The organism is Streptomyces sp. NPDC026672, assembly GCF_040638185.1.
GTDB lineage: Bacteria > Actinomycetota > Actinomycetes > Streptomycetales > Streptomycetaceae > Streptomyces.
In genome coordinates, this window is record NZ_JBEZXS010000032.1 from 50592 (window position 1) to 72793 (window position 22202).

Genomic DNA, 22202 nt, shown 5'->3' on the forward strand with positions numbered 1-22202 from the left:
CCCGCTCATCGGGGAGGGGAAGCGGGACGGGGAAGCGGGGCGGGGAAGCGGGGCGGGCGGCGCGGTGTTGACGTTCGTGTGCGGCGAAGAGGCCGCAGCGTCCGAGCCCCCACCGGGATGCGGAGTGCCCCTCATGTCCAGTTCCCCGATCGCACGCGACGCCGCCGCCACCGGGTTCTGGACCATCGCGGCGGTGTTCGTCACCGCCATGGCGTTCTCCACCGTGCCGACGCCGCTGTACCCGCTGTACCAGGCCCACGACGGGTTCTCCACGTTCACGGTGACGGTCGTGTTCGCGGTGTACGCCGTGGGCGTGCTGGTCAGCCTGGTGCTCGCGGGGCACGTCTCGGACTGGGTGGGCCGCAAGAGGGTGCTGGGCGCGGCGCTGTTCCTGGAGGTCGTCGCGGCCGGCCTGTTCCTGGCCACGCCGTCGCTGCCCGGACTGATCGTGGCGCGGCTGGTGACCGGCCTGGGCGTCGGCATGCTCACGGCGACGGCGACCGCGTATCTGCACGACCTGCACACGGCCGAGCGGCCGGGCGGCCCGGCACAGCGGTTCGAGATCGTCTCGACGGCCGCCAACATCGGCGGTCTGGGCGTGGGCCCGCTGGTGGCGGGGCTGCTCGCCCAGTACCTCGGCGCCCCGCTGCGGCTGCCGTACGCCGTGGTCGGCGCCCTGCTGGTCCTCGGGATCGCTGCGGTCGCGCTGACGCCGGAGACGGTGCGCCGGCCCGAGGTCCGGCCGGCGTACCGGCCGCAGCGGGTGAGCGCCGACCACGGCGACCGCGCCGGGTACGTGGCCGCGGCGGCGGCCGGATTCGCCTCGCTGGCCGTGTTCGGGCTGTTCAGCTCCCTGGTCCCGGGTTTCGTCGGCGACACCCTGCACCATCCGTCGCGTGCCCTGGCCGGGCTGATCGTGTTCGCGGTGTTCGCCGCGGCGGCCGTCGCCCAGACGCTGTCGGACCGGCTGTCCGACCGGGCCCGCCGGACGACGGGACTGGCCGCGCAGGCCGCCGGGGTGCTCGTCCTGGCGGTGGGCGTGCACACGGCGAGCCTGCCGGTGTTCCTGGTGGCGGGGGTCGTGGCCGGGGCCGGTGCGGGCGTGCTGTTCAAGTCCGCCGTCGCCGCGGTGGCCGCGGCGGCCGCGCCGGCCCGGCGCGGCGAGGCCCTGGCGGGTCTGTTCCTGATCTCCTACCTGGGCCTGGCCCTGCTGCCCGTCGGCCTCGGCGTGGCCACCCGGTTCACGGGCACGGCGGGCGCGCTGACCTGGTTCACGGGTGTGGTCCTCGTCCTCCTCGGGGCCGTGGCGACCCTCGCCCGCAGACACTGACCGGTCCTCCGGTCGCCGGGCGGGCTCACCAGGCGCTGGACTCCACGGCGATCACCGGCACCAGGTCCTCGCGGAGCGTCTCCAGGAAGGCGACGGTCTCGGCGGCGACCGAGCGGTGCTGGAGGTCGTCGACGACGTCGTGGTGGGCGCCCCGCACCACCGAGAGCCGGGCGCGCGGCCAGGACGTGGCGGTGCGGGCGAGGGCGTCGCGGTCCGCGAGCGGATCGGCGTCCCCGACCAGGAACAGCGCCGGCAGGTCCGACACGGCGGTGCGCGCCGCCTCCGTCAGGGCCTCGGGGACGGGGGTGCCGAGGCCGCCGCGCCCGACCCGGGGGTCGTCGGTGAGGGTGCCGCGGTGCACGGGGCAGCGGGTGCGGACGTCGAGTTCGTCGTCCCAGGTCGCCGTGGCGGCCGTACGGCCCGGAAGCCCCGCGAGGGCGGTGGCCCCGCTGTCGGCACCCACGAGCACGACGGGCGACGCCTCCCCCTCGACGGCGCCGGTGAGACGAAGACGGCGGACGACAATGCCACGGCCTCAGCGGAGCGCAGCGCGGACGTGGCGGTTCTCCGGGACCGGCAGGCCGAGATTGCCGCGCAGGGTGTCGGCCCGGTACTCCGTCCGGAACAGCCCGCGCTTCTGGAGGATCGGCACGACCCCGTCGACGAACAGGTCGAGGTCGTCGTCGGTGCGGAAGGCCAGGTTGATGCCGTCGAAGGTGCCCGCGTCGAACCACCGCTCGATGGTGTCCGCGACGGTCCCGGGCGCCCCCACGAACGGCGAGCGGCGGAACTCGCCGACGGACTCGGCGACCTGACGGAGGGTCAGGTTCTGCTCCCGGGCCCGCTCGACGATCCTCGCGGCGCCTCTCCGGGGTGGGCTCAGGCGTTCAGCAGGGCGCGCAGGGCCTCGCGTTCGGCCCGGTCGGCGGCGGGTGCCGCGCGCAGGGTGGGCGCGGAGCCGACGAGCAGTCGGGTGTAGGGGTGCCGGGGGCGCCGGACGACGTCGGCCGCGGTGCCGGTCTCGACGAGTTCGCCGCGGTGCAGCACGGCGATGCGGTCGGCGGTGCCGGCGACGGAGCCGAGGTCGTGGGAGATGAGGACGAGGGCGACGCCGGAGGCGCGCAGCTCCTTGAGGATGTCGAGGACGTGGACGCGGTTGGCGGCGTCCAGGGCGCTGACCGGCTCGTCCAGGAGGACCAGGCGGGGTTCGGTGACCAGGGCGCGGGCGACGGCGACACGCTGGCGCTGGCCGCCGGAGAGTTCGCCGGGGAGCCGGTCGAGCAGGTCCTCGGTGAGCCGGACGCGGTCGAGGAAGGCGCGGGCGCGGGCGGTGGCCTCGGCGCGCGGGACGCCCTGGACGAGCAGCGGTTCGGCGAGGGAGTCGGCGACGGTCAGATCGGGGTCGAGGCTGCGCAGCGGGTCCTGGAAGACGTACTGGACGACACCGCGCCGGCGCAGGTCCCGCCACTGCCTGCGGCCGTGGCCGTGCACGTCCTCGCCGGCGACGCGGACGGTGCCGGCCGAGACGGGGACCAGGCCGAGGACGGCGCGGGCGAAGGTGGACTTGCCGGAGCCGGTCTCGCCGATGAGGCCGACGGTCTCGCCGGGCGCGACCGTGAGGCCGACACCGTGCAGGGCGCGGCGGCGCCGACGGCGGGGGCCGTAGTGCACGTCGAGGCCGTCGACCTCCAGGACCGGGGGTGTGCTGGTCATGGTGTCTCCTGGGACGTCAGGTACTTCTCCAGGCCGTACTGTTCGTGCTCGGCGACGAGGAGCCGGGTGTACGCGTGGCGCGGGTCGTGCAGGACCGCCCGGGTGGGGCCCTGTTCGACGACCTCGCCCTGCCGCATGACCAGGACCTCGTCGCACAGCTGGGCGACGACGGCGAGGTCGTGGGAGACGACGACCAGCGCGAGTCCGGTGCGTTCCCGCAGGTCGGCGAGGAGGTCGAGGATCTCGGCCTGCACGGTGACGTCGAGTGCGGTGGTGGCCTCGTCGGCGATGAGGACCCGTGGGTCGGCGGCGACGGCTGCGGCGATCAGGACGCGCTGGAGCATGCCGCCGGAGAGTTCGTGGGGGTACTGCCCGTAGACGAGCGCGGGCTCGCGCAGCCGGACGGCGTCGAGGAGTTCGAGGGCGCGGTGGCGGGCCTCGCGGCGTTTCAGTCCCTTCTTGACGCGGACGACCTCGGCGATCTGGGGGCCGACGCGGACGGAGGGGTTGAGGTAGGACGCCGGGTCCTGGAAGACGGCGGCGACGGTGGTGCCGCGCAGGGCGGTCCACTGTGCGGGGGTGAGCGTGGCGATGTCGGTGCCGGCGATCTCGACGGTGCCCGCGGACACCTCGAAGTGCGGGGGCAGGATGCCGAGCGCGGCCCGGCAGGTGAGGGTCTTGCCGCTGCCGGACTCGCCGACGACGCCGACGACCCGGCCGGGGGTGAGCGCGAAGGTGACGCCGTGGACGATCTCGCGGCCGGTGGCGCGGTCGGTGATCCGCACGTCGCGCAGGGCGAGCACGGGCTCGCCGTCCGTGGGGGCCGTGGGGGCGGGGGCGGTGTCCGGGGAGACGGTGGTCATCGCGCACCTCCGGCGGCGACGGGGTCGGTCGGGTCGGGGCGGCGGGCGCGTGCCCTGCGGGAGTTGACGAGTGCGCGGCCCGCCTCGCCGGAGACGTCGCGGATCGCGTCGGCGAGCAGGTTGCAGGCCCAGACGGTCACCATGATCAGCAGGGCGGGGGCCAGTGGCGCCCACGGCCGTTGGCCGAGGTAGCCGAGGTCGGAGGCGAGCAGTCCGCCCCAGGTGGGTGCGGGGGGCTGTACGCCGATGCCGAGGAAGGTGAGGCTGGAGACGATGACGAAGCCGGTGCCGACGGTCTGGGCGAGGGCGACGGCGACGGGTGGGAGCACCTTGACCCAGACGTGCCGGCGGACGATCCAGCCGACGGAGGCGCCCGCGACGAGCGCCGCCTCGACGTACGGGGAGCGGGCGACGGCGAGGGTCGCGGCGCGGGAGACCCGGTAGAAGAGCGGGGAGACGAGGGCGCCGGTGACCAGCATGGCCTGGGTGATGCCGTTGCCGAGCAGGGCGACGACGGCGACGGCGAACAGCAGGAACGGCAGGGCGACGAGGGTGTCGGCCAGGCGCAGGGTGATCCATTCGAAGGTCCGGCCGAGGTACACGGACAGGATGCCGGGGACCGTGCCGACGACGAGGGCCGTGAGGGCGACCTCCAGGGAGCCGAGGACGCTGACGCGGGAGCCGTCGAGGAGGCGGCTGAGCACGTCACGGCCGAGGTGGTCGGTGCCCAGCCAGTGTGCGCCGGAGGCGGCGGCGAGGGTGTCGTCGCCGGTGGCGAGGGGGTCGTGCGGGGCGAGCAGCGGGCCGAGGACGGCGAGCAGGGCGATCGCGGCGAGGATGCCGACGGCGATCCGCCCGCCGGTCAGGGAGAGGACACGGCGCAGCACGGTTCACACCCCCCGCCGGGCGGCCGGCGTCACACGGGCCAGCACGAGGTTGACGACCAGGTTGAAGGCGACGACGAGGACGATGGACACGACGAGCACACCCTGGACGGCGGGTACGTCGCCGGCCTGCGCGGAGTCGTTGGCGAACCGTCCGAAGCCCTGGAGCCCGAAGATCCACTCGGTGACGACGGAGGCGCCCACGAGCGAGGGGAACTTGAGGCCGAGGGTGGCGAGGGCGGGTCCGATGCCGTTGCGCAGGACGTGCCCGAAGAAGATCCGGCGGGGTCCGAGTCCCCTGACCACGGCCCCGGTCACGTAGTTCTCTCGGTAGGCGGCGACCAGGCTGGTACGGAGCTGGCGGGCGACGTCGGCGACGACGTCGAAGCTGAGCGCGAGCGCGGGCAGGGTGATGTGCGCGAGCCAGGGGCCGAGGCCCTGCTCCGGCGGGACGTATCCGGCGGAGGGGAAGAGGCGCAGTCCGACGGCGAGGACGGCGACGAGGACGATGCCGACGACGAAGGCGGGCATCACCGAGATCACGGTGACGAATCCGGTGATCGCGCGGTCGATCCAGGTGGTGCGGCGCAGCGCGGCGAGCGTGCCGAGCCCGAAGCCGGCCAGCACGCCGATGGTCAGGGCGAGGATCGCGACGGAGAGGCTGACGCCGAGGCCGAGCCCGATGAGGGTGCTGATGTCGGCGCCGTTGACCCAGCTGGTGCCCAGCCGCCCGTGCAGGATGCCGGTGAACCAGTCGGCGTACTGGGTCAGGAAGGGCCGGTCGAGCCCCCATTGCGCCTCGACGCGGTGGACCGCCTCGGGTGTCGCCTCCTCCCCGAGCTGGATGCGGGCCGGGCTGAGTCCGCTGAGCGAGCGCAGCGCGAACGTCACGAACGTCGCGACCAGGAACACCGGTACGAAGATCGCGACCGAGCGGGCCAGCACGGCCGTGATGCGGCCGAGCGCGTGGCGTGCGCGGGCGGCGGCCGGCCCTCGACTGCGGGCCGGCACGGCCGGAACGGCGGTCGTGGTCATGGGGGTTCCCCCTCTCTGTGGGTGAAGTGCCGTGTGCAGGGGTGCAGGTGTGCAGGTGGTCGGTTGGCGCCGATGGTGACGCCAGTGCGACCGTGCGCGGATGCCGGCACCTGCCCGTGGGGGCGGCCGGAGTGCGGGGACGGCGGGGCACGGGCCGGGCGGCGGTGCCCGGGAGGGGAGTGTCGGCGGCCACGCGGTGGCACGGACGAGGCCGCGACGGCGCGCGGCGCGGAGAACGGTGCACGGGGAACGCGGAGAACGGAACGCGCGGGGGTGGGCACCCTGGGGTCAGGCGTGGGACCGGGAGGCGGCGGGGCCGTGCCCGTGGGTGCGGACGGCGGTCAGCGACAGAGAGCGCTGGAGGTGCGCCGCAGGTCCACGTAGCGGCACACCACTGCGGGGTGCGTCGTGAGCATGGTGCACATCCTGGGGGCAGCCGCGACCCTCTGTCAATGGACACCAATTGATGTCTCATTCGGTGGACCCGCGGGCCAGCCGCGACGGCAACGGCGAAGGCCCCGCGCGCCGTGCAGCGGGGCCTTCGCCGTACGTCGGGGAGGGTGTCCGGTGGCTCAGTCCGCCGACCGCTCCTGCTCCAGGACGTACAGTCCGGGCAGGTTGACGACGATCGCCTCCTGTGTGCTGCGGGCGATGACGACGACCGCCTCGGTGTCGGGGCTGGGGTTCTCCTCGCGGTGCGGGACGAACGGCGGCACGAAGACGTAGTCGCCGGGCGCGGTGCGGATGCGCACCTCCTCGGGCGTGCCGGAGGAGTCGTCGAGGAACACGAACTCCGGGTTGCCGCCGATCACGTGGATGGCGGTCTCGGAGGCGCCGTGGTGGTGGTCGAAGGACGCCGTGCGGGGCGAGACATGGGTCTGGCCCATCCAGATCCGCTCCGATCCCACGGTGGCGCCGCTGATCGCGGCGAAGCGCCGCATGCCCTCGCTCTGGGCGGTGCCGCCGTCGACGGAGCCGGCGCGGACGTGGTGCAGCCGGGCCCGCAACGGCGCGACGGGCCCCGCGGGTTCGGTGAGGTCGGGGTGGAAGGCGTCGTGCCCGGCCGTCCCGCACTCCTCGGTGCCGACGGGGGGCGTGTCCTGCTGCGAGGTCATGGCGGTCGTGCTCCTCCGGGTGTGCGGCCCTCCGCGGCGGGACGGGCCGGGGCGTCGGCCCCGGTGCGCCGTCCGCGCGTCGACGTGTCCGCGCGTCGCGGATCGGCGGATCGCAGGTCCGCGCGAGATCCTGCGGCGACGGTAGAGAGCCCGGCAAATGGATGTCAAGATGTGTCCAATGCCGTGGCGCCAGAGGCGGGGCCGGGACGCGGTCCGCGGGCGCGGCAGGCCACCGACGACACGGAAGACGGTGCACATGCACATCTCGGCGAAGGCCGACTACGCGGTGCGGGCGCTGGTCGAGCTCGCCGCGGACAGCGAGCGCCCCCTCACCTGCGAGGGCATCGCGGCGGCGCAGGAGATCCCGTTCCGGTTCCTGAAGTCCGTCTTCCGCGATCTGCGGGCGGCGGGTCTGGTGCGCAGTCAGCGCGGCTGCGAGGGCGGCTACTGGATCGGACGGGACGCCGCCGGCATCACGGTGGCGGACGTGATGACCGCGGTCGACGGATCGTTCTTCACCGTGCGCGGCGAGTCGCCCTGCGACCTGGACTACCCGGGCGCGGGGCGCGGGGTGCCCGGTGTGTGGCAGGACGTGGAGGCCGTCGCGCTGACCCTCCTCCAGCGCACCACGATCGCCGGCCTCGCCGCACGCGGCCGGGGCCCGGACCACCGCACACCACCGGAGAACGCCCGGACACCGGCGGCGGCCGACCGCACACCACCGGCGGCCGACCGGGCGACGGCGGCGGCCGGCCGGTGAGCGCGGCACCTCCCGGCGGAGGAATCACCGTCTCCGTCACGGAGTTCACCGACCCCGCGTGCCCCTGGGCCTGGGGCTCCGAGCCGGTCCTACGGCTGCTGCGCACGGTGCTCGGCCGACGGCTGCGCTGGCGCCGGGTGTACGGCATCCTCTTCGACGAGGACGACGACCCCGCCCCCGATCCCGGCGCCGAGGCACGCTGGTACGAGGGGTTCGTCCGCGAGGTCACCGCCCACACGCACGCGCCCGCGCCGGTACGGCTCCAGTGGCTGACCCGGACGAGCTGGCCCGCGTCCCTCGCCGCCAAGGCCGCCGAACGCCAGGGCCCCGAGCAGGCCGAACGGGTGCTGCGGCGGCTGCGGGAGAGCACGTTCGTCACCGGTACGCCGGCGGACTCGGCCGCCGGGGTGGCCTGGGCGGTGCGCGGGGTGCCGGGGCTGGACGTCGGGGCGCTGCTCGCGGACGCCGCCCGGCCCGCGACGCGCGAGGCCGTGGCGGCCGACCACGCCGAGACCCGCCGGCCCGGCCGTGAGGTGCGGACGCTCGACGCCCCCGGGCCGCATCCGGGGCGGGCCAAGGAACTCGACGGCGGGGTACGGCGGTACGCGCTGCCGACGCTGCTCCTCGACGGTCCGGGCGGCCGGTTCTGCGTACCGGGCTGGCGCGACGCACCGGCGTACCTGGCGGCGGCCCGGTCCGCGGCGGGCGAGGCGCTGCCGGTGGCCGGACCGCTCGACTCCCGTACGGCGCTGGAGCGTTGGCGCAGCCTCACCGGTCCGGAGCTCGAACTCCTCACCGGCTCGCGCACTCCGCCGCCGGGCGCGGTCGAACTCCCCACGGCCTACGGGGCGCTGTGGCTGCACCCGGACGAGGCCGCCGTCCATCCGGCGCTGGACGCACCGCATCCGGAGGCGAGGACGCGGGTGTGATCCCGGCCGGCCGGCGAGCCGCCCCGGGGCGACGACCTGGTCTCGGCCCATGAGACACCAACAGGTGTCCATTGACAGGGCGGTCGGGGCGGCCAAGGATGTGGACCATGCATTCGCTGCACCCCGGTGTGCTCTGCCGCTACGTCGACTACCGGCGCACCTCCAGCGCCCTGTGTCGCTGACCGCGAGGCCCTGACGCCGCCGGCCGGCCGACCGCGCCCGCCGACCACGCCACCCCCGGTGCTTCTTCCCGACGGCGACCCTCCGCGCACCTCCCGGACACCGGTGTCCGGTGCTCGGCAGCGCTCCCGTACCGCCGTCGCTCCCCACCCGGCCCCGATCCCACCTGCCCCGAACTCCCCCGCCCGTCCGGGGAGTTCGCTCCCGCCCGAAGGGAAGCCGCGTGCCCGCCTCCACCAGCCCCCGCCTCACCCCCGTCCCCGCCCCGATCCCCTCCCCCTCCCCGGCCCCGATCCCCTCCACCGCCACCTCCACCGCCACCGCCACCGCCGAGATCCTCCGCAGCACCCTGCGCCGGCACGCCGCGGGCGTCACCGTCATCACCGTGCCGGGACCGGCCGGCTTCACGGCGACCTCCTTCACCTCGGTGTCCCTGCGCCCGGCGCTGGTCTCCTTCTGCGTCGGGCTCACCGCGTCGGCCGCGCCCGCCGTGGAGCGCGCCGACCGGTTCGCCGTCCATCTGCTCGGCGACCGGGACACCGCCGTCGCGGCCCGGTTCGCGACGAGCGGCATCGACCGGTTCGCGGAGGTGCCCTGGCACGCCGAACCCGGCGGGCTGCCCCGACTCGACGGGGTGAGCGCCTGGCTGACGGCCCGTGTCACCCACCGCCAGACGCTCGGCGACCACGTGTTCGTCGTCGGCGAGGTCGACGGCGGCACGGTGGAGCGCGAGACCCCGCCGCTGGTCCACCACGACGGCGCGTTCGCCGCCGCGCTCCCCCTCGCCTGAGACCCGACCGACCGGAGACCGGACAAAGGTGCCACGGGCGAACACTATGAACACAACCGATCAAGGCATGGCCCCCCGCCCTGCTCGTTCCTAGCATCACTGCGCGCGGCGCGACGACGCGTCGCCGAAGGCTAGGAGCAGACCTTGATCAGGCGAAACCCAGCACCGCAGACACGCAGAGGACTGCGCGGGAGACTGCGCGCGGCCCTGGCCGCCGCCGGCGCGGCGGGCATGGCCGTCACGGCGCTCACCGGGGCGGCGCCCGCCGCCACGGGTGCGGACCGCCCCGCGGCGGCGGCCTGCCCGGCCGACGTCGCCGATAAGGCCACCTGCTACACCGGTCAGGACGCGAACGGCGCCTACTACGCGATCGCCGTCCCGAAGAACTGGAACGGCTCCCTCGTCGTGCACGCGCACGGCGGCCCCGACCTGGGCGACGGTTCCGACCCCGCCCGCAGCCTGGACGACCTGAACCGCTGGGCCGTCATGGTCGACGAGGGCTACGCCTGGGCGGGCTCGTCGTACCGCCGCGGCGGCTACGGCACCCGGATGGGCGCCATCGACACCGAGAACGTACGGCGCCTGTTCGTCCGCGAGTTCGGCACCCCGAAGCGGACGTACATCCACGGCCAGTCGTGGGGCGGGGACGTCGCCGCCAAGGCCGTCGAGATGTACGGCAGGAAGAACGGGCCGTACGACGGCGCACTGCTCACCAGCGGTGTCCTGGGCGGCGGTTCGCGCGGCTACGACTACCGGGTGGACCTGCGCGTGGTCTACCAGTACTACTGCCAGAACCACCCCCGGCCCACGGAGCCGCAGTACCCGCTGTGGGAGGGACTGCGTCCCGACTCCACGATGACGACCACCGGACTGCGCGCCCGGCTCCAGGAGTGCACCGGCTACTCCTCGGCGCCCGCGGACCGCACCGCGCTCCAGCAGCGCAACCTGGACGACATCCTCGCCGTCACGAAGATCCCGGAGCGCACGCTGGAGTCCCACCTGCGCTTCGCCACCTTCACGTTCCGCGACATCGTGTCCACGCGCCTGGGCGGCCGCAACCCGTTCTCCAACAAGGGCGTGTGGTACTCCGGCTCGCACGACGACAAGGCCCTGAACGCCGGCGTCGAGCGCTTCTCCGCCGATCCGGCCGCCGTGCGGGACCTGTCGTACGACAGCGATCTGACCGGCAAGGTCGACATCCCGATCCTGACCATGCACGCCATCGACGACCCGACGGCGTTCGTGGAGCACGAGGCGGCGTACCGGGCCACGCTCCAGGGCGCCCACCGCGACCGGTACCTGGTGCAGACGTTCACCGACGAGCACGAGCACAGCCAGCTCAGCAACTCGGAGTACGCCAACTCGATCTCGGCGCTGGACCGTTGGGTGCGCACCGGCAGGAAGCCGACCCCGGCGGCCCTCGCCTCGTCGTGCGCGTCGTTCGACCGCGTCTACGGCACCGGCTGCTTCTACGAGCCGGACTTCCACCCCGCGCCGTACGCCTCGCGCGTCCTCGCCCGGCCGGGCGGGCGCGACTGGCCGGCGATGAGCTCGGCGCAGGAGAAGGCCTGGAGCCGTGTCCCGGGTGTCGGCATAGCCCCGTGACAACACCGTGAACACCGCCGCGGCTCCGCCTCCGGGCGGGGCCGCACCACGTTCCCGGGTGCCGGACCGGGTCGGGCCCCGGCGTCCCGCCGCACCGGGCACGATCCGGGTGATCACGGGCATGGCCGCAGCATGGTCGACACCCTCGGTCCACACGACGCCCGGAAAGGCCGACGCACCTCCTCCGGGTGCAGCGCGCACGGCGCAGCACCCCCTCGCCGGGCCGACCGGGCTCGGGCGGGCCGACGGGCCGCGGCTCAGCCTTCGCAGACGTCCAGCGCGGCCGTGACGATCGCGTCGGTGTCGATGCCGTGGTGGCGGTACACGTCCTCGATGCTCCCGCTCTGCCCGAAGCGGCTCACGCCGAGGGGGACGACCGGTACGTTCTCGACCGTGCCGAGGAACGCCAGCGTGTGCGGGTGGCCGTCGACCACGGTCACCAGGGGCGCGGCCCGCTCGGCCGGGAAGACCTGGTCGAGGATCCAGGAGGAGCCCTCCTCGCGGCCCGCGCGGGCCCGCAGCGCGCGGAACAGCAGGTCCGGGCTGGTGACGCAGACGACGTCGGCACGCTGCCCGAGGGCGTCGAGCCGGTCGGCCGCCTCCAGTGCCTGCGGCACGGTCGCGCCCATCGCCGCGATCGTCACCGTGGGCCGGGTCCGCCGCCGCAGCGCGTAGGCGCCGGCCACGACCTGGCGCCTGCGCCGCTCGCGCGCGGCCGGATCGGACGGCACGTCGGCGAGGCCCTGGTCCACGGGCCGGGTCGACAGCCGCAGGTACGCCGACTGCCCGTCCGGCCGCCCCAGCCGGGCGAGGGAGGCGAGCAGGCACCACTCGGTGTCGAGCACGAACGCCGGCTCGTAGGCCGTGCATCCGGGCTGTTCGATGCCGAGGGAGGGGGTGGTCACGGACTGGTGGGCGCCGCCCTCGGGCGCGAGGCTCACCCCGGACGGGGTGCCGACGAGGATCGACTGCCCGCCCGAGTACATGCCGAACGACCAGGGTTCCAGCGCCCGGTTGACGAACGGGTCGTAGAGCACGCCGATCGGCAGCAGGGGCTCGCTCCAGCGGCTCCAGGTGGCGCCCAGTTCCCCGATCAGCCCGACGAGGTTGGTCTCGGCGATGCCGAGTTCGACGTGTCGGCCGAGGGGGTGTTCGCGCCAGTGCAGCAGGGTCTCGGCGTCGTCCGCGAACCAGTCGGGACGTTCGGTGGGCGACCAGACGCCGACCTTGTTCAGCCAGCCGCCCAGGTTGGTGCTGGAGCTGACGTCGGGGCTGACGGTGACGACGCGCCGGGCGGCCTCCGGGGCGGTGCGCGTCAGGTCGAGCAGGACCCGGCCGAGCGCCTGCTGGGTGTTGCCGACGCCCGACGGGGTGCGCCCGAGGTCGGTGGGCAGCTCGGGGGGCCGCCGCGGCGGGAGGGCGGGGCGGCGCAGGCGCTCGGCGGTGCGGGCGCACAGGTCCGCCTCGGCGCTGCCGGCGGGGAACGGCGCCCACGGGTCGTCGAGGTCGGTGCCCAGCCGCCCGGCGAGGTCGCGCATCTGCCGATCCGTCAGCAGGGAGGAGTGGTTCTGCGGATGGCCCTCGCTGGCGAGGCCGTGGCCCTTGACCGTGTAGGCGAAGATCACCGTGGGCCGGGTGTCGTCGATGGCGTCGTAGGCGTCGGTGAGGGCGCGCAGGTCGTGCCCGCCGAGGTTGCGGAACGCGGCGGACAGTTCCTCGTCGTCGAGCCCCGCGATCAGTCGGGCGACGGGCGCGGCGGTCGTCCCGCCGCCGGGCAGCCGTTCGCGCAGCTGTGCGGGGGCGCAGCGCAGCAGCCGCTGGTACTCGGCGTTGCCCATGGTGTCGAGGCGGGTGCGCAGGTCCGGGCCGCCGGGGCGGGTGAACAGCTCCTCCAGGAGCCGCCCGTACTTGACGGTCATGACCTGCCAGCCGGCCGCGGCGAACATCCCGCGCAGCCGGTCGGCGGCGATCTCGGGGACCACCCGGTCGAGGGACTGCCGGTTGAGGTCGACGATCCACACGACCTCGCCGAGCCGCGCCACCGAGGGGTCCTGGACGGCCTCCCAGCAGGCGCCCTCGTCGAGTTCCGCGTCGCCGAGCAGCGCGTACTGGCGTCCGGTGCCCGCGCCGCCGAAGTGGCCCTCGACGTAGCGGCGGGCGATCGCGCCCCAGACCGGGGCGGTGGCGCCGAGGCCGACGGAGCCGGTGGAGTAGTCCGCGGGGACCGGGTCCTTGGTGCGGCTGGGGTAGCTCTGGAGTCCGCCGAAGGCGCGCAGGGTGGTCAGCCGGGACGCGTCCAGGTCGCCCAGGAGGTAATTGACGGCGTGCAGCACGGGGGACGCGTGCGGTTTGACCGACACCCGGTCCTCGCGGGCGAGGGTGTGGAACCACAGCGCCGTCATGATCGTGGTCATGGACGCGCTCGACGCCTGGTGGCCGCCGACCTTCAGACCTGAGGGGTTGGGGCGTACGCGGTTGGCGTGGTCGACGATCGCGGTGGACAGCCACAGCACCCGCCGTTCGACCGCCTCCAGCATCCGGTGCCCGTCTTCCCGGGCACCGCCCGTGTCCTCGACGCCCTCCGGCGCCATCTGGGAAACCACCTCGGCTCACCTCCATCACGCCGCTCGGCTCGGCGGATCGGCTCTCTGACTGGGGTTGACCTTCTGCTGCACGAGTAGACAGGCCAGCCGTAAACTGCACAAGTCATCGCTTGCTGATTGAGCATTCTGCTCAGAACTTCCCGGAGACGAGGGCCCGTGGTGAACAGCGTGGACAGTGGACGGACGCTCGACCCCACCGACGCCCGCATCCTGCTCGCCCTGGCGGCCGAGCCGCGGGCCACGGTCGTCGCCCTCGCCGAGCGGCTGGGCCTGTCCCGCAACACCGTGCAGGCGCGGCTCGGCCGGCTGGAGCAGGAGGCGCTCGGCTCCTTCGAACGCCGCATCCTGCCGCGGGCGATGGGCTACCGGCTCACCGCGTTCGTCACGGCGCGGGTCGACCAGCCGCGGCTCGCGGAGGTGTCCGAGGCCCTGTCCCGCATCCCCGAGGTGGTGGAGGTGTTCGGGCTGAGCGGCGAGACCGATCTGCTGGTGCGGGTGGTCGCCTGCGACGCGGAGGACCTGTACCGGATCGCCGGGCAGATCCTGGCGATCCCGTACGTCGAGCGGACCGCCACCTCGCTCGCCATGCGGGAGCTGGTCCCGCACCGGCTCACCCCCCTGCTGCACCGCGCGGCCGGCGGCGGGGCCCCGCGGGGCGGCCGCTGACCCGGTGCGCGCCGGGACCCCGTCCCGCCGGCCGTACGTACCGGGTTTCCGTATACGGATCCCGCCGTGTTGTCCGCCGCCGGGGCCGTGCGGGGCCCGAAGGTGGAGGCATGCCGTCCTCCCCGCGGCGCGCGCCGCGGGGAGGAACGATTCACGGGGAGCAGTGGCATGAGGGAATCCATCCGGCCCGCCGCGCTGGGCCGTTACGAGGCGTACGTGGACCATGTGCGGGGCTGTCCGAGCTGTGTGCCCCGCAGATGCGCCGCGGGGCAGGAGCTGTGCCGGGTCTATCTCGCCGCGCTGCGGGATCCGGCGGCCGGGCCGGGCGCGGACCTACGTACCGGGGGGAGCGGGGACCACGTACGGGGAGCCGTCGATACGTAGCAGGGCCCGCTTGGCGCCGAGCAGGACCCGGTAGCGCTCACGGCGGGCGAACTCCGCCAGGGGCCAGACCGCGGGGCGGCCGGCCTCCGCGCACAGGTGCAGCACGCGGTCCTCGTGCAGCCGTACGCCGACGTGGGCGCCGTAGGGATCGTCGGTGGCGTTGAACAGCAGCAGGTCGAGCGGTCCGGCGGCGCGGACGCGGACCGTGGACGCGGTGTCCGTCCACAGCTCGCTGGAGCGCAACGGGGGTACGGACAGCCCGAAGTGGGCGAGGACGGCGTAGGCGAACAGCTGGCAGTTGGCGCCCCGTTCCACCCCGGGCGTCTCGGCGACCGCCCGGGACCCGGGGTACCGGGCCCCGACGTACGGCACACACAGCATTCCGGGCGACAGCCGGTCGAGCAAGGGGTCCATCTCCCCAGCATGCCCGCGCCGACCCCACGTGCGCCCGGTCCGCACGGCGTCGGACGGTCTCCCGAGTGGGCGGGACATGCGTGCGACGCGGGAGACCGGCGGCGTCACCCCCGGGCCGGCCCGAGGGTGACAAGCGCTCCGGGCCGTGCAAGGAGGCCACCTGAGCCCGTCCGCGGAAGGACGTGGCACCGGAGCCTCCACCACGCGGTGGCCGCCCTCTCCTTCCCTGCCGTGACCGCACTCCCCCGGAGCCCGTGCGGCGCAGGACACCGGAAGTCGGGCGGGGTGGGTTCGGGCACTCCGCCCGGTCGCCCTCGGGGCCGTGCGGGGACGGACGGCGTGCGTCGCCCGCGGGGCGTCAGTCGTGGGCGGTCCGGAGTTCGTCGAGGGTGGCCGGGGTCAGGGGGCGGGGGTCGGTGTCGGGGTCGATGAGGACCACGGTGCAGGTGGCCGTGTGGATCAGCGCGGTCGTGAGGCTGCCGTCGGCGAACTGGGCGACGGGGCCGCGCGGCGAGCGGCCGACCGCGAGGGTGCGGGCGCGGACGTCGGCCGCGTGCTGGGCGAGGACCCGGCCCGCGGCGGCGTGGTCGCCGACGCTGGTCAGGATCTGCCCGGTGGCCGCGACGCCCCGGGCGGCCAGCCGGTCGAGGTGGGCCCGGACGGCGGCGCGGGCCGCCTCGGGCGTCTCGGTGTCGACGGCCTGTTCCTCCACCACGGCGGTCTGCCGGACGTGGACGACCTCCAGCGGGCTGCCGGTGTCCCGGGCGAGCCGGGCCGCGGTGTCGACGATCCCGGCGGCGCGGTCGTGGGCGCCCACGGCGACGATCACCGGGGGCGTGCCGCCGGTCGGGGCCGCGCCCACGGGGGTGAGGGCAGGAGCGACCGGCCCGGCCGCCCCGGTGCCCGACTCGGCCGCGCGCAGCAGCCGGTGGCCGCTGGCGAGCACGGGTATCGCGAGGACGAACGTGGCGGCGCCCAGGTAGAAGGGCACGCTCAGGTCGGTGGCGTCGGCCAGCCTGCCCGCGACGTACGGGGCGAGGCCGCCGCCGATGAAGCGCAGGAAGCCGTAGGCGGAGGAGGCGACCGGGCGCTCGACGGGCGAGACCAGCATGACGGCCTGTGTGGTGAGCGTGTTGTTGATGCCGATGAACGCGCCGCTGACGACGACCGCGACGATCACCACCGCCGGGCTGTCGACGCCCGCGGCGATGACGGCCATCACGACGCCGAGGCCGAGCAGATTGGCGTACAGGACGGGCGCGGTGCCGAACCGGGCCTGGAGGCGCGGGGCGAAGAACACGCTGAACGCGGCGACCAGCAGACCCCAGCCGGTGAAGACCAGACCGAGCTGATGGGCGCTCAGCTCCATCGGGTACGGCGCGTAGCCGAGCATGGTGAAGAAGCCCCAGTTGTAGAGCAGCGCCATGATGCCCATGGTCAGCAGGCCGCGGTGGCGCAGCGCCCGGATCGGGGCGAGGGGCGAGGTGACGCGGTCCGGTTTCGGCAGGGACGGCACGAACGCCACGGTGGCGACGAGGGCGACGGCCATGAGCACGGCGACGCCGAAGAAGGGCCCGCGCCAGCTGATGGCGCCCAACTCGCCGCCGAGCAGCGGTCCGACGGCGATGCCGAGGCCGAGCGCGGTCTCGTAGAGGATGATCGCGCCGCCGAAGCCGCCGCTGGCCGAGGCGACGATCACGGCGAGGGAGGTGGCGATGAACAGGGCGTTGCCGAGTCCCCAGCCGGCGCGGAAGCCGACGATGCCGTTGATGGAGCCGGAGGTGCCGGCGAGCCCCGCGAAGACGACGATGACGGCGAGCCCGATGACGAGGGTGCGCTTGGCGCCGAAGCGGCTGGAGAACCAGCCGACGATCAGCATGGCGACCGCGGTCACGATGAGGTAGCTGGAGAACAGCAGGGAGACCTGACTGGGCGTGGCGTGCAGGCTGTCGGCCAGGGCGGGCAGGATCGGGTCGACCAGACCGATGCCCATGAACGAGATGACACAGGCGAACGCGACGGCCCAGACGGCCCTGGGCTGCTTGAAGGGGCTGGCAGCCGGTGCGTGCGGTGCACTCATGTGCGCTTCTCTTCCGGAGCGTTGGGGGACGGGAGGGGCGTACGGGTCAGGAGCGGGCCCGGCGGTCCTCGATGGCGCGGGCGAGGGCGGGCAGGGCGGCCAGGACCGCCTGCCGTTCGGGCGGGGCCAGTTCGCCGACGAGGTCCCGGAGGGCGGCGGTGCGTTCGGCGCGGCGCCGCCGGTGGACGTCAAGGCCGGTGTCGGTGGCCGCGACCAGCACACCACGGCCGTCGCTGCGGTCCGCGGTGCGCCGGACCAGGCCCGCCCGCTCCAGCCGGGTCACGAGCTGGGTCATGTTGGGCTGGGAAGCGCCTTCGGCACGGGCGAGTTCGGTCAGGCGCTGGGGGCCTTCGCGGCCGAGCCGGGCCATGACGGCGGAGGCGGCCGTGCCGAGGCCGCCGGCGGTGGCGCTGTGGCGGACGAAGCGGACCATCTGCTCGACGGCGGTGATCAGTTCCTCCGCCGACGCGTCGGTGACCGCCGGACCCGTGACCCGATGATGCATAACGGCATTATGCACTTAGATGTAGCATGAAACAAGATGGTGCGGCCGCGCCGTCGCGTGACCGCACCGGGGTCGGGCGGGAGGAGTGTCAGCCGAGGGTCTTGATCCACTCCGCGGCGGTCAGCACGTCGGCCTGGCGCGGGAAGACCTTCTCGGTCAGCACACGGTGCACCTCGGGGTCGCCGTCGAGGCAGACGTCCTCCAGGACGGTGAGCCGGAAGTCGAGGTCCGCGGCCTGCCGCAGGGTGGACAGCACGACACCGCTGGTGGCGATGCCGGTGAGGACGAGGTGCTCGATGCCGCCCGCGCGCAGCACGACGTCGAGGTCACTGCCCGCGAACGCGCTCACGCGCCGCTTGGTGACGACGACGTCGCCGGGTCGGGGCGCCACGTCGGGGTGGATCTCGCTGCCCGGGTCGCTCTCGGTGAACGCACCGGCGCTCGCGGCGGCGCCGAACGCCTCGTTGCGGGTGCTGATCTCGGGGTGGCCGTCGCGGAAGCGGACGACCACGTAGATCACCGGCAGGCCGGCCGTGCGGGCGGCGTCCACGGTCTCGCGCAGCCGCGGCAGGTAACCGCCGCCGTCCTGGAAGCGGTCGACGATGGAGCGCTGGACGTCCATCACGAGCAGGGCGCTGTTCGCCATGCCTGGGTCCTTTCGGATCGGTTCAGAGGTGGGGGGTGAAATGGTCGGTGCGAGGTGATCGGTCGGAGGTGGGGTCACCGGGCGGGGCGCCGGGCCCCTGCGGTAGGTGCGCCGTCCGCCTCGTTCGAGTCGTCCGTGCCGTCCGTGTCGTTCATGTCGTCCGGGTCGTCCGCGCGGGGGCCGGTCGCCGGGGCCTCCTTCGTCGGGCGTCCGGCGGTGGAGGCGTCGCGGCCGCGCAGGGCCGAGGCGAACGCGGAGATCAGGGCCATGGCCGCGGCGACGCCGAAGACGATGGTCAGGCCGTGGTGGAAGGGCCCGGAGACCAGCCGCGGGAAGAAGGTGTGGCCCGTCAGCGCCTCGCGCTGGGCGTCGCTCAGCCGGTCGAGCGCGCCGCTGGAGCCGAGCAGGTGGCTGATCGGATTGTTGCCGAGGAACGTCGCGAACAGGGTGCTCACCGGTGGCAGCGACGCGGCCTGCTCGGCCGTGGCGGCGGGAACGCCGCCCGCCCTGAGGCCCTGGCTGAGCGTGGCCGGCAGCGAGGAGGCCAGGCCCGAGACCATCAGCGAGAAGAACACGCCGATGGACAGGGCCGTGCCCGAGTTCTGGAACGTGGAGCGCATACCGGAGGCGACGCCCCGGTACTCGGGCGGCACGCTGCCCATGATCGACGACGTGTTGGGCGCCGAGAACATGCCCTGGCCGAGGCCGTTGAGCAGCAGCAGGGCGGCGAACAGGCCGTAGTCGAAGTTCACGGGCAGGGCGAGCAGCCCGAGGAAGGAGGCGGCGACCACGACGAGTCCGGTGGTGGAGAACAGCCGCGCGCCGAACCGGTCGGACAGGTATCCGGAGAGGGGCCCCGCGACGAGGAAGCCGACAGTGAGCGGCAGCATGAAGATGCCGGCCCACAGCGGGGTGTCCTCGAAGTCGTAGCCGTGCAGCGGCAGCCAGATCCCCTGGAGCCAGATGATGAGCATGAACTGGAGTCCGCCGCGCGCGATCGCGGTCAGCAGGGCGGCCAGATTGCCCGCGGCGAAGGCCCGCACCCGGAACAGGGAGAGCCGGAACATGGGTTCGGCGACCCGGGTCTCGACGACGCAGAAGACCAGGAGCAGGACGACGCCGCCGATCAGGCCCGTCAGGACCAGCGGGTTGCCCCAGCCGGTGGCGCTGGTGCCGTAGGGCTGGATGCCGTAGGTGATGCCCGCGAGGAGGATGCCGGCGCCCGCGGCGAAGGTGACGTTGCCGAACCAGTCGACCCGGCCGCGCCTGCCGGACGCCGTCTCGCGCAGGCTCAGGTACGACCAGACGGTCCCGGTGACGCTGACGGGGACGCTCACCCAGAACACCGCGCGCCAGTCGACCGCGGCGAGCAGACCGCCGGCGAGCAGACCGAGGAACTGGCCGGCGAGCGCGGTGATCTGGTTGATGCCGAGGGCGGTGCCGCGCTGCCGGGCGGGGAAGGCGTCGGTGAGGATGGCGGCGGAGTTGGCGGTGAGCATGGAACCGCCGAACGCCTGCACGACGCGCCACAGGATCAGCCACAGGGCTCCGGCACCGGCCCGGAACGGGTCGAGGGACAGGGCCACGGAGGCGATCGCGAAGATCAGGAAGCCGAGGTTGTAGATCCTGACCCGGCCGAACATGTCGCCCAGCCGGCCGAGGACGACGACGAGCACCGCCGAGACCAGCAGGTAGCCGAGGATCATCCACAGCAGATAGCCGATGTTGCCCGCGGCGAGCGGGTCGAGGCCGATGCCGCGGAAGATGGCCGGCAGGGAGATGATCACGATGGAGGCGTCCATCGTGGCGATCAGGACGCCGAGCGTGGTGTTGGACAGGGCAACCCACTTGTAGCCGGGGCCCGGGGGTGTGTCCTTGGGGCGGGCGATCCGTGCGAGGAGTCCGCCGCGTGCGGTGCCGTCGGCCGGGTGTGCGCTCACAGTCGTTCCGCCAGTCGGTCGAGGAGGGGCAGGGCGTCGTGGAGGACGGCGCGCTCCCGCGGGGTGAACTCCGCGAGGGCGTGCGCGAGCCGGCCCACGGACTCCGAGCGGCGCTGTTCCAGCACGGTGCGCCCGTCGTCGGTGATCACGACGATGGTGCGCCGGCCGTCGGTCGCGTCGGGGGTGCGGCGCACCAGTCCGCGCTGTTCGAGTCCGGCGAGGGTGGTCGCCATCGCCTGGGGCCTGACGCGTTCGAGCGCGGCGAGCGAGCCCGGCGAGTCGGGTCCGGCGCCCGCGAGGCGGGCCAGGACCGAGACGCCGGACAGGGACACGTCGCCCACGGCGTGCGCCTGGCGCAGCCGACGGGTGATCCGGGCCACGGCCAGACGCAGGGCGGCGGCGAGCGGGACGGTGTCCCCGGTTTTGCCGACGTCCCCGGTGCCGCCGGTGTCCCCGTCCTTGCGGGTGTCCCCGTCTTTGCCGGATGTGCTGTGACCTGCTGCTTTCTCCACTTCCACAGGTAATAACAATAGGTTTATCAGTCTGGACTGTTCAACCAAGCCTGAGTAATCAAGCGCACGGGGCGAGTCCGAGTTCCCGCTCGCCCAGCGGCGCGAAGAACCGCTCCACGTCGGCGTCGGTGACCTCGGCGAGGCCGGCCGGGGACCAGCGCGGGGCGCGGTCCTTGTCGACGACCTGGGCGCGGATGCCCTCGACCAGGTCGGGGGCGGTGAGGGCGGCGAGGGAGACGCGGTACTCCTGGTCGACGACCTCCTCCAGCGAACCGAGCCGCCGGGCGCGGCGCAGCGCGGCGAGGGTGACCTTGAGGGACGTGGGCGACTTGGCGAGCAGCGTCTGCGCGGCCTCCTTGGCGGGGGTGCGCCCGTCGGCGGACAGCCGCTCGACGATCTCCTCGACGGTGTCGGCTGCGTAGCAGGCGTCGATCCAGCCCCGTGCCTCGGCGAGCTCGCCCGGCGGGGGCGGTACGAGGTGCGGCGCGAGGGCCTCGGCCACGGGTTTGTCGGCGAGGTCGGCCAGCAGCGCGGGCAGGACGGCCGAGGGCACGCAGTGGTCGGCCAGCCCGGCCAGCCGGGCGTCGGCGGCGCCCACCGCGACGCCGGTCAGGGCGAGGTGGGTGCCGAGTTCGCCGGGGGCGCGGGAGAGGAGGTGGGTGCCGCCGACGTCGGGGACGAAACCGATGCCGGTCTCGGGCATGGCGATGCGCGAGCGCTCGGTGGCGATCCGTACGCTGCCGTGCGCGGACAGGCCGACGCCGCCGCCCATGACGATGCCGTCCATGAGGGCGACGTACGGCTTGGGGTAACGGGCGATGCGGGCGTTGAGCCGGTACTCGTCCCGCCAGAACGCGGCGGCGCGGCTGCCGTCGCCGTCCCGGACGTCGTCGTACACGGCGCGGATGTCGCCGCCGGCGCACAGCCCGCGCTCCCCCGCGCCGGTCAGCACGACGGTCTCGACGGCCGGGTCGTCCTCCCACGCGCTCAGCGCGGCGTCGATCCGGCGGGCCATCTCGTGGTTCAGGGCGTTGATGGCCCGGGGCCGGTTGAGCGTGACGTACGCGGCGCGCCCGGCGGTGCGCAACAGAACGGATTCCCCACTGCCGGTCATCCGGCCTCCTCGGGTGCGTGATCGATCTCCACACCCCCACAATGCCGAACCCCCGCCCCGGCCTCCGCACCAGCCCTCCCCCAACCCACGAACTCCCCGTGAACGAAGGACGGTTGACCCTGTGGCGCTCCCCC

At 74.2% G+C, this 22202-nt stretch carries 19 protein-coding genes and 2 pseudogenes; 6 read left to right on the forward strand and 15 right to left on the reverse strand.

Annotated features, from left to right (window positions below):
* The first annotated feature begins 133 nt into the window (after window positions 1-133).
* The gene (locus AB0F77_RS30740; RefSeq protein ID WP_361954964.1) at window positions 134-1330 is read left to right on the forward strand and encodes an MFS transporter; all 1197 of its coding nucleotides are present in this window, start codon (window positions 134-136) and stop codon (window positions 1328-1330) included.
* A 25-nt stretch (window positions 1331-1355) separates the two neighbouring features.
* Here AB0F77_RS30740 and AB0F77_RS30745 read toward each other — a convergent pair.
* The 7 genes and pseudogenes from AB0F77_RS30745 to AB0F77_RS30775 all read right to left on the reverse strand — a co-directional run.
* A pseudogene (locus AB0F77_RS30745) lies at window positions 1356-1766 on the reverse strand (alpha/beta hydrolase); the annotation flags it as partial.
* Between the two features lie 99 nt (window positions 1767-1865).
* Window positions 1866-2192, reverse strand: a pseudogene (locus AB0F77_RS30750) (LLM class flavin-dependent oxidoreductase); the annotation flags it as partial.
* A gap of 17 nt (window positions 2193-2209) precedes the next feature.
* Complete coding sequence (locus tag AB0F77_RS30755; RefSeq protein WP_361954965.1) at window positions 2210-3043, reverse strand: ABC transporter ATP-binding protein; 834 nt, start codon at window positions 3041-3043, stop codon at window positions 2210-2212.
* Window positions 3040-3906, reverse strand: coding sequence for an ABC transporter ATP-binding protein (locus AB0F77_RS30760; protein ID WP_361954966.1), 867 nt, complete (start codon window positions 3904-3906; stop codon window positions 3040-3042). Before AB0F77_RS30760 ends, AB0F77_RS30755 begins: the two co-directional genes overlap by 4 nt.
* On the reverse strand, window positions 3903-4793 hold the full coding sequence (locus tag AB0F77_RS30765) for an ABC transporter permease (RefSeq protein WP_361954967.1): 891 nt from the start codon (window positions 4791-4793) through the stop codon (window positions 3903-3905). The genes AB0F77_RS30760 and AB0F77_RS30765 overlap by 4 nt, the downstream gene beginning before the upstream one ends.
* Window positions 4794-4796: 3 nt before the next feature.
* A complete protein-coding gene (locus AB0F77_RS30770) occupies window positions 4797-5825 on the reverse strand; it encodes an ABC transporter permease (protein WP_361954968.1) in 1029 nt (342 codons plus the stop codon).
* A 572-nt stretch (window positions 5826-6397) separates the two neighbouring features.
* On the reverse strand, window positions 6398-6940 hold the full coding sequence (locus tag AB0F77_RS30775; protein WP_361954969.1) for a cupin domain-containing protein: 543 nt from the start codon (window positions 6938-6940) through the stop codon (window positions 6398-6400).
* A gap of 256 nt (window positions 6941-7196) precedes the next feature.
* On the opposite strand from AB0F77_RS30775, the gene AB0F77_RS30780 reads away from it, so the two are divergent.
* The 4 genes from AB0F77_RS30780 (at window position 7197) to AB0F77_RS30795 (ending at window position 11204) form a co-directional block, all read left to right on the forward strand.
* On the forward strand, window positions 7197-7700 hold the full coding sequence (locus AB0F77_RS30780) for an Rrf2 family transcriptional regulator (RefSeq protein ID WP_361954970.1): 504 nt from the start codon (window positions 7197-7199) through the stop codon (window positions 7698-7700).
* Window positions 7697-8629, forward strand: a complete 933-nt coding sequence (locus AB0F77_RS30785) for a DsbA family protein (protein ID WP_361954971.1) — start codon at window positions 7697-7699, stop codon at window positions 8627-8629. Before AB0F77_RS30780 ends, AB0F77_RS30785 begins: the two co-directional genes overlap by 4 nt.
* A 403-nt stretch (window positions 8630-9032) precedes the next feature.
* Entirely contained in the window at window positions 9033-9599 is a 567-nt protein-coding gene (locus AB0F77_RS30790) for a flavin reductase family protein (protein WP_361954972.1), read from the forward strand.
* Window positions 9600-9830: 231 nt separating this feature from the next.
* Window positions 9831-11204, forward strand: coding sequence for a hypothetical protein (locus AB0F77_RS30795; RefSeq protein WP_361954998.1), 1374 nt, complete (start codon window positions 9831-9833; stop codon window positions 11202-11204).
* A gap of 257 nt (window positions 11205-11461) precedes the next feature.
* On the opposite strand, the gene AB0F77_RS30800 is transcribed toward AB0F77_RS30795, so the two are convergent.
* Complete coding sequence (locus AB0F77_RS30800) at window positions 11462-13741, reverse strand: pyruvate dehydrogenase (protein ID WP_361954999.1); 2280 nt, start codon at window positions 13739-13741, stop codon at window positions 11462-11464.
* Window positions 13742-13975: 234 nt separating this feature from the next.
* Between AB0F77_RS30800 and AB0F77_RS30805 the strand changes: the two genes are divergently transcribed.
* A complete protein-coding gene (locus AB0F77_RS30805) occupies window positions 13976-14473 on the forward strand; it encodes an Lrp/AsnC family transcriptional regulator (RefSeq protein WP_361954973.1) in 498 nt (165 codons plus the stop codon).
* A gap of 333 nt (window positions 14474-14806) precedes the next feature.
* Here AB0F77_RS30805 and AB0F77_RS30810 read toward each other — a convergent pair whose 3' ends face one another.
* The 7 genes from AB0F77_RS30810 to AB0F77_RS30840 form a co-directional block, all read right to left on the reverse strand.
* Window positions 14807-15271: a hydrolase gene (locus tag AB0F77_RS30810; protein WP_361954974.1), complete on the reverse strand. Its 465-nt coding sequence runs from the start codon at window positions 15269-15271 to the stop codon at window positions 14807-14809.
* Between the two features lie 358 nt (window positions 15272-15629).
* The gene (locus AB0F77_RS30815) at window positions 15630-17351 is read right to left on the reverse strand and encodes an MFS transporter (protein WP_361954975.1); all 1722 of its coding nucleotides are present in this window, start codon (window positions 17349-17351) and stop codon (window positions 15630-15632) included.
* Window positions 17352-17397: 46 nt separating this feature from the next.
* Window positions 17398-17856 carry a MarR family transcriptional regulator gene (locus AB0F77_RS30820; RefSeq protein ID WP_361954976.1) on the reverse strand — a complete coding sequence of 153 codons (459 nt, stop codon included), beginning with the start codon at window positions 17854-17856 and terminating at the stop codon, window positions 17398-17400.
* 88 nt (window positions 17857-17944) lie between these two features.
* Window positions 17945-18502, reverse strand: a complete 558-nt coding sequence (locus AB0F77_RS30825; RefSeq protein WP_361954977.1) for an isochorismatase family cysteine hydrolase — start codon at window positions 18500-18502, stop codon at window positions 17945-17947.
* A 74-nt stretch (window positions 18503-18576) separates the two neighbouring features.
* On the reverse strand, window positions 18577-20391 hold the full coding sequence (locus tag AB0F77_RS30830) for an MFS transporter (protein WP_361955000.1): 1815 nt from the start codon (window positions 20389-20391) through the stop codon (window positions 18577-18579).
* Between the two features lie 47 nt (window positions 20392-20438).
* Complete coding sequence (locus AB0F77_RS30835; protein ID WP_361954978.1) at window positions 20439-20954, reverse strand: MarR family transcriptional regulator; 516 nt, start codon at window positions 20952-20954, stop codon at window positions 20439-20441.
* A gap of 58 nt (window positions 20955-21012) precedes the next feature.
* Window positions 21013-22068, reverse strand: a complete 1056-nt coding sequence (locus tag AB0F77_RS30840) for an enoyl-CoA hydratase/isomerase family protein (RefSeq protein ID WP_361954979.1) — start codon at window positions 22066-22068, stop codon at window positions 21013-21015.
* Between the last annotated feature and the right edge of the window lie 134 nt (window positions 22069-22202).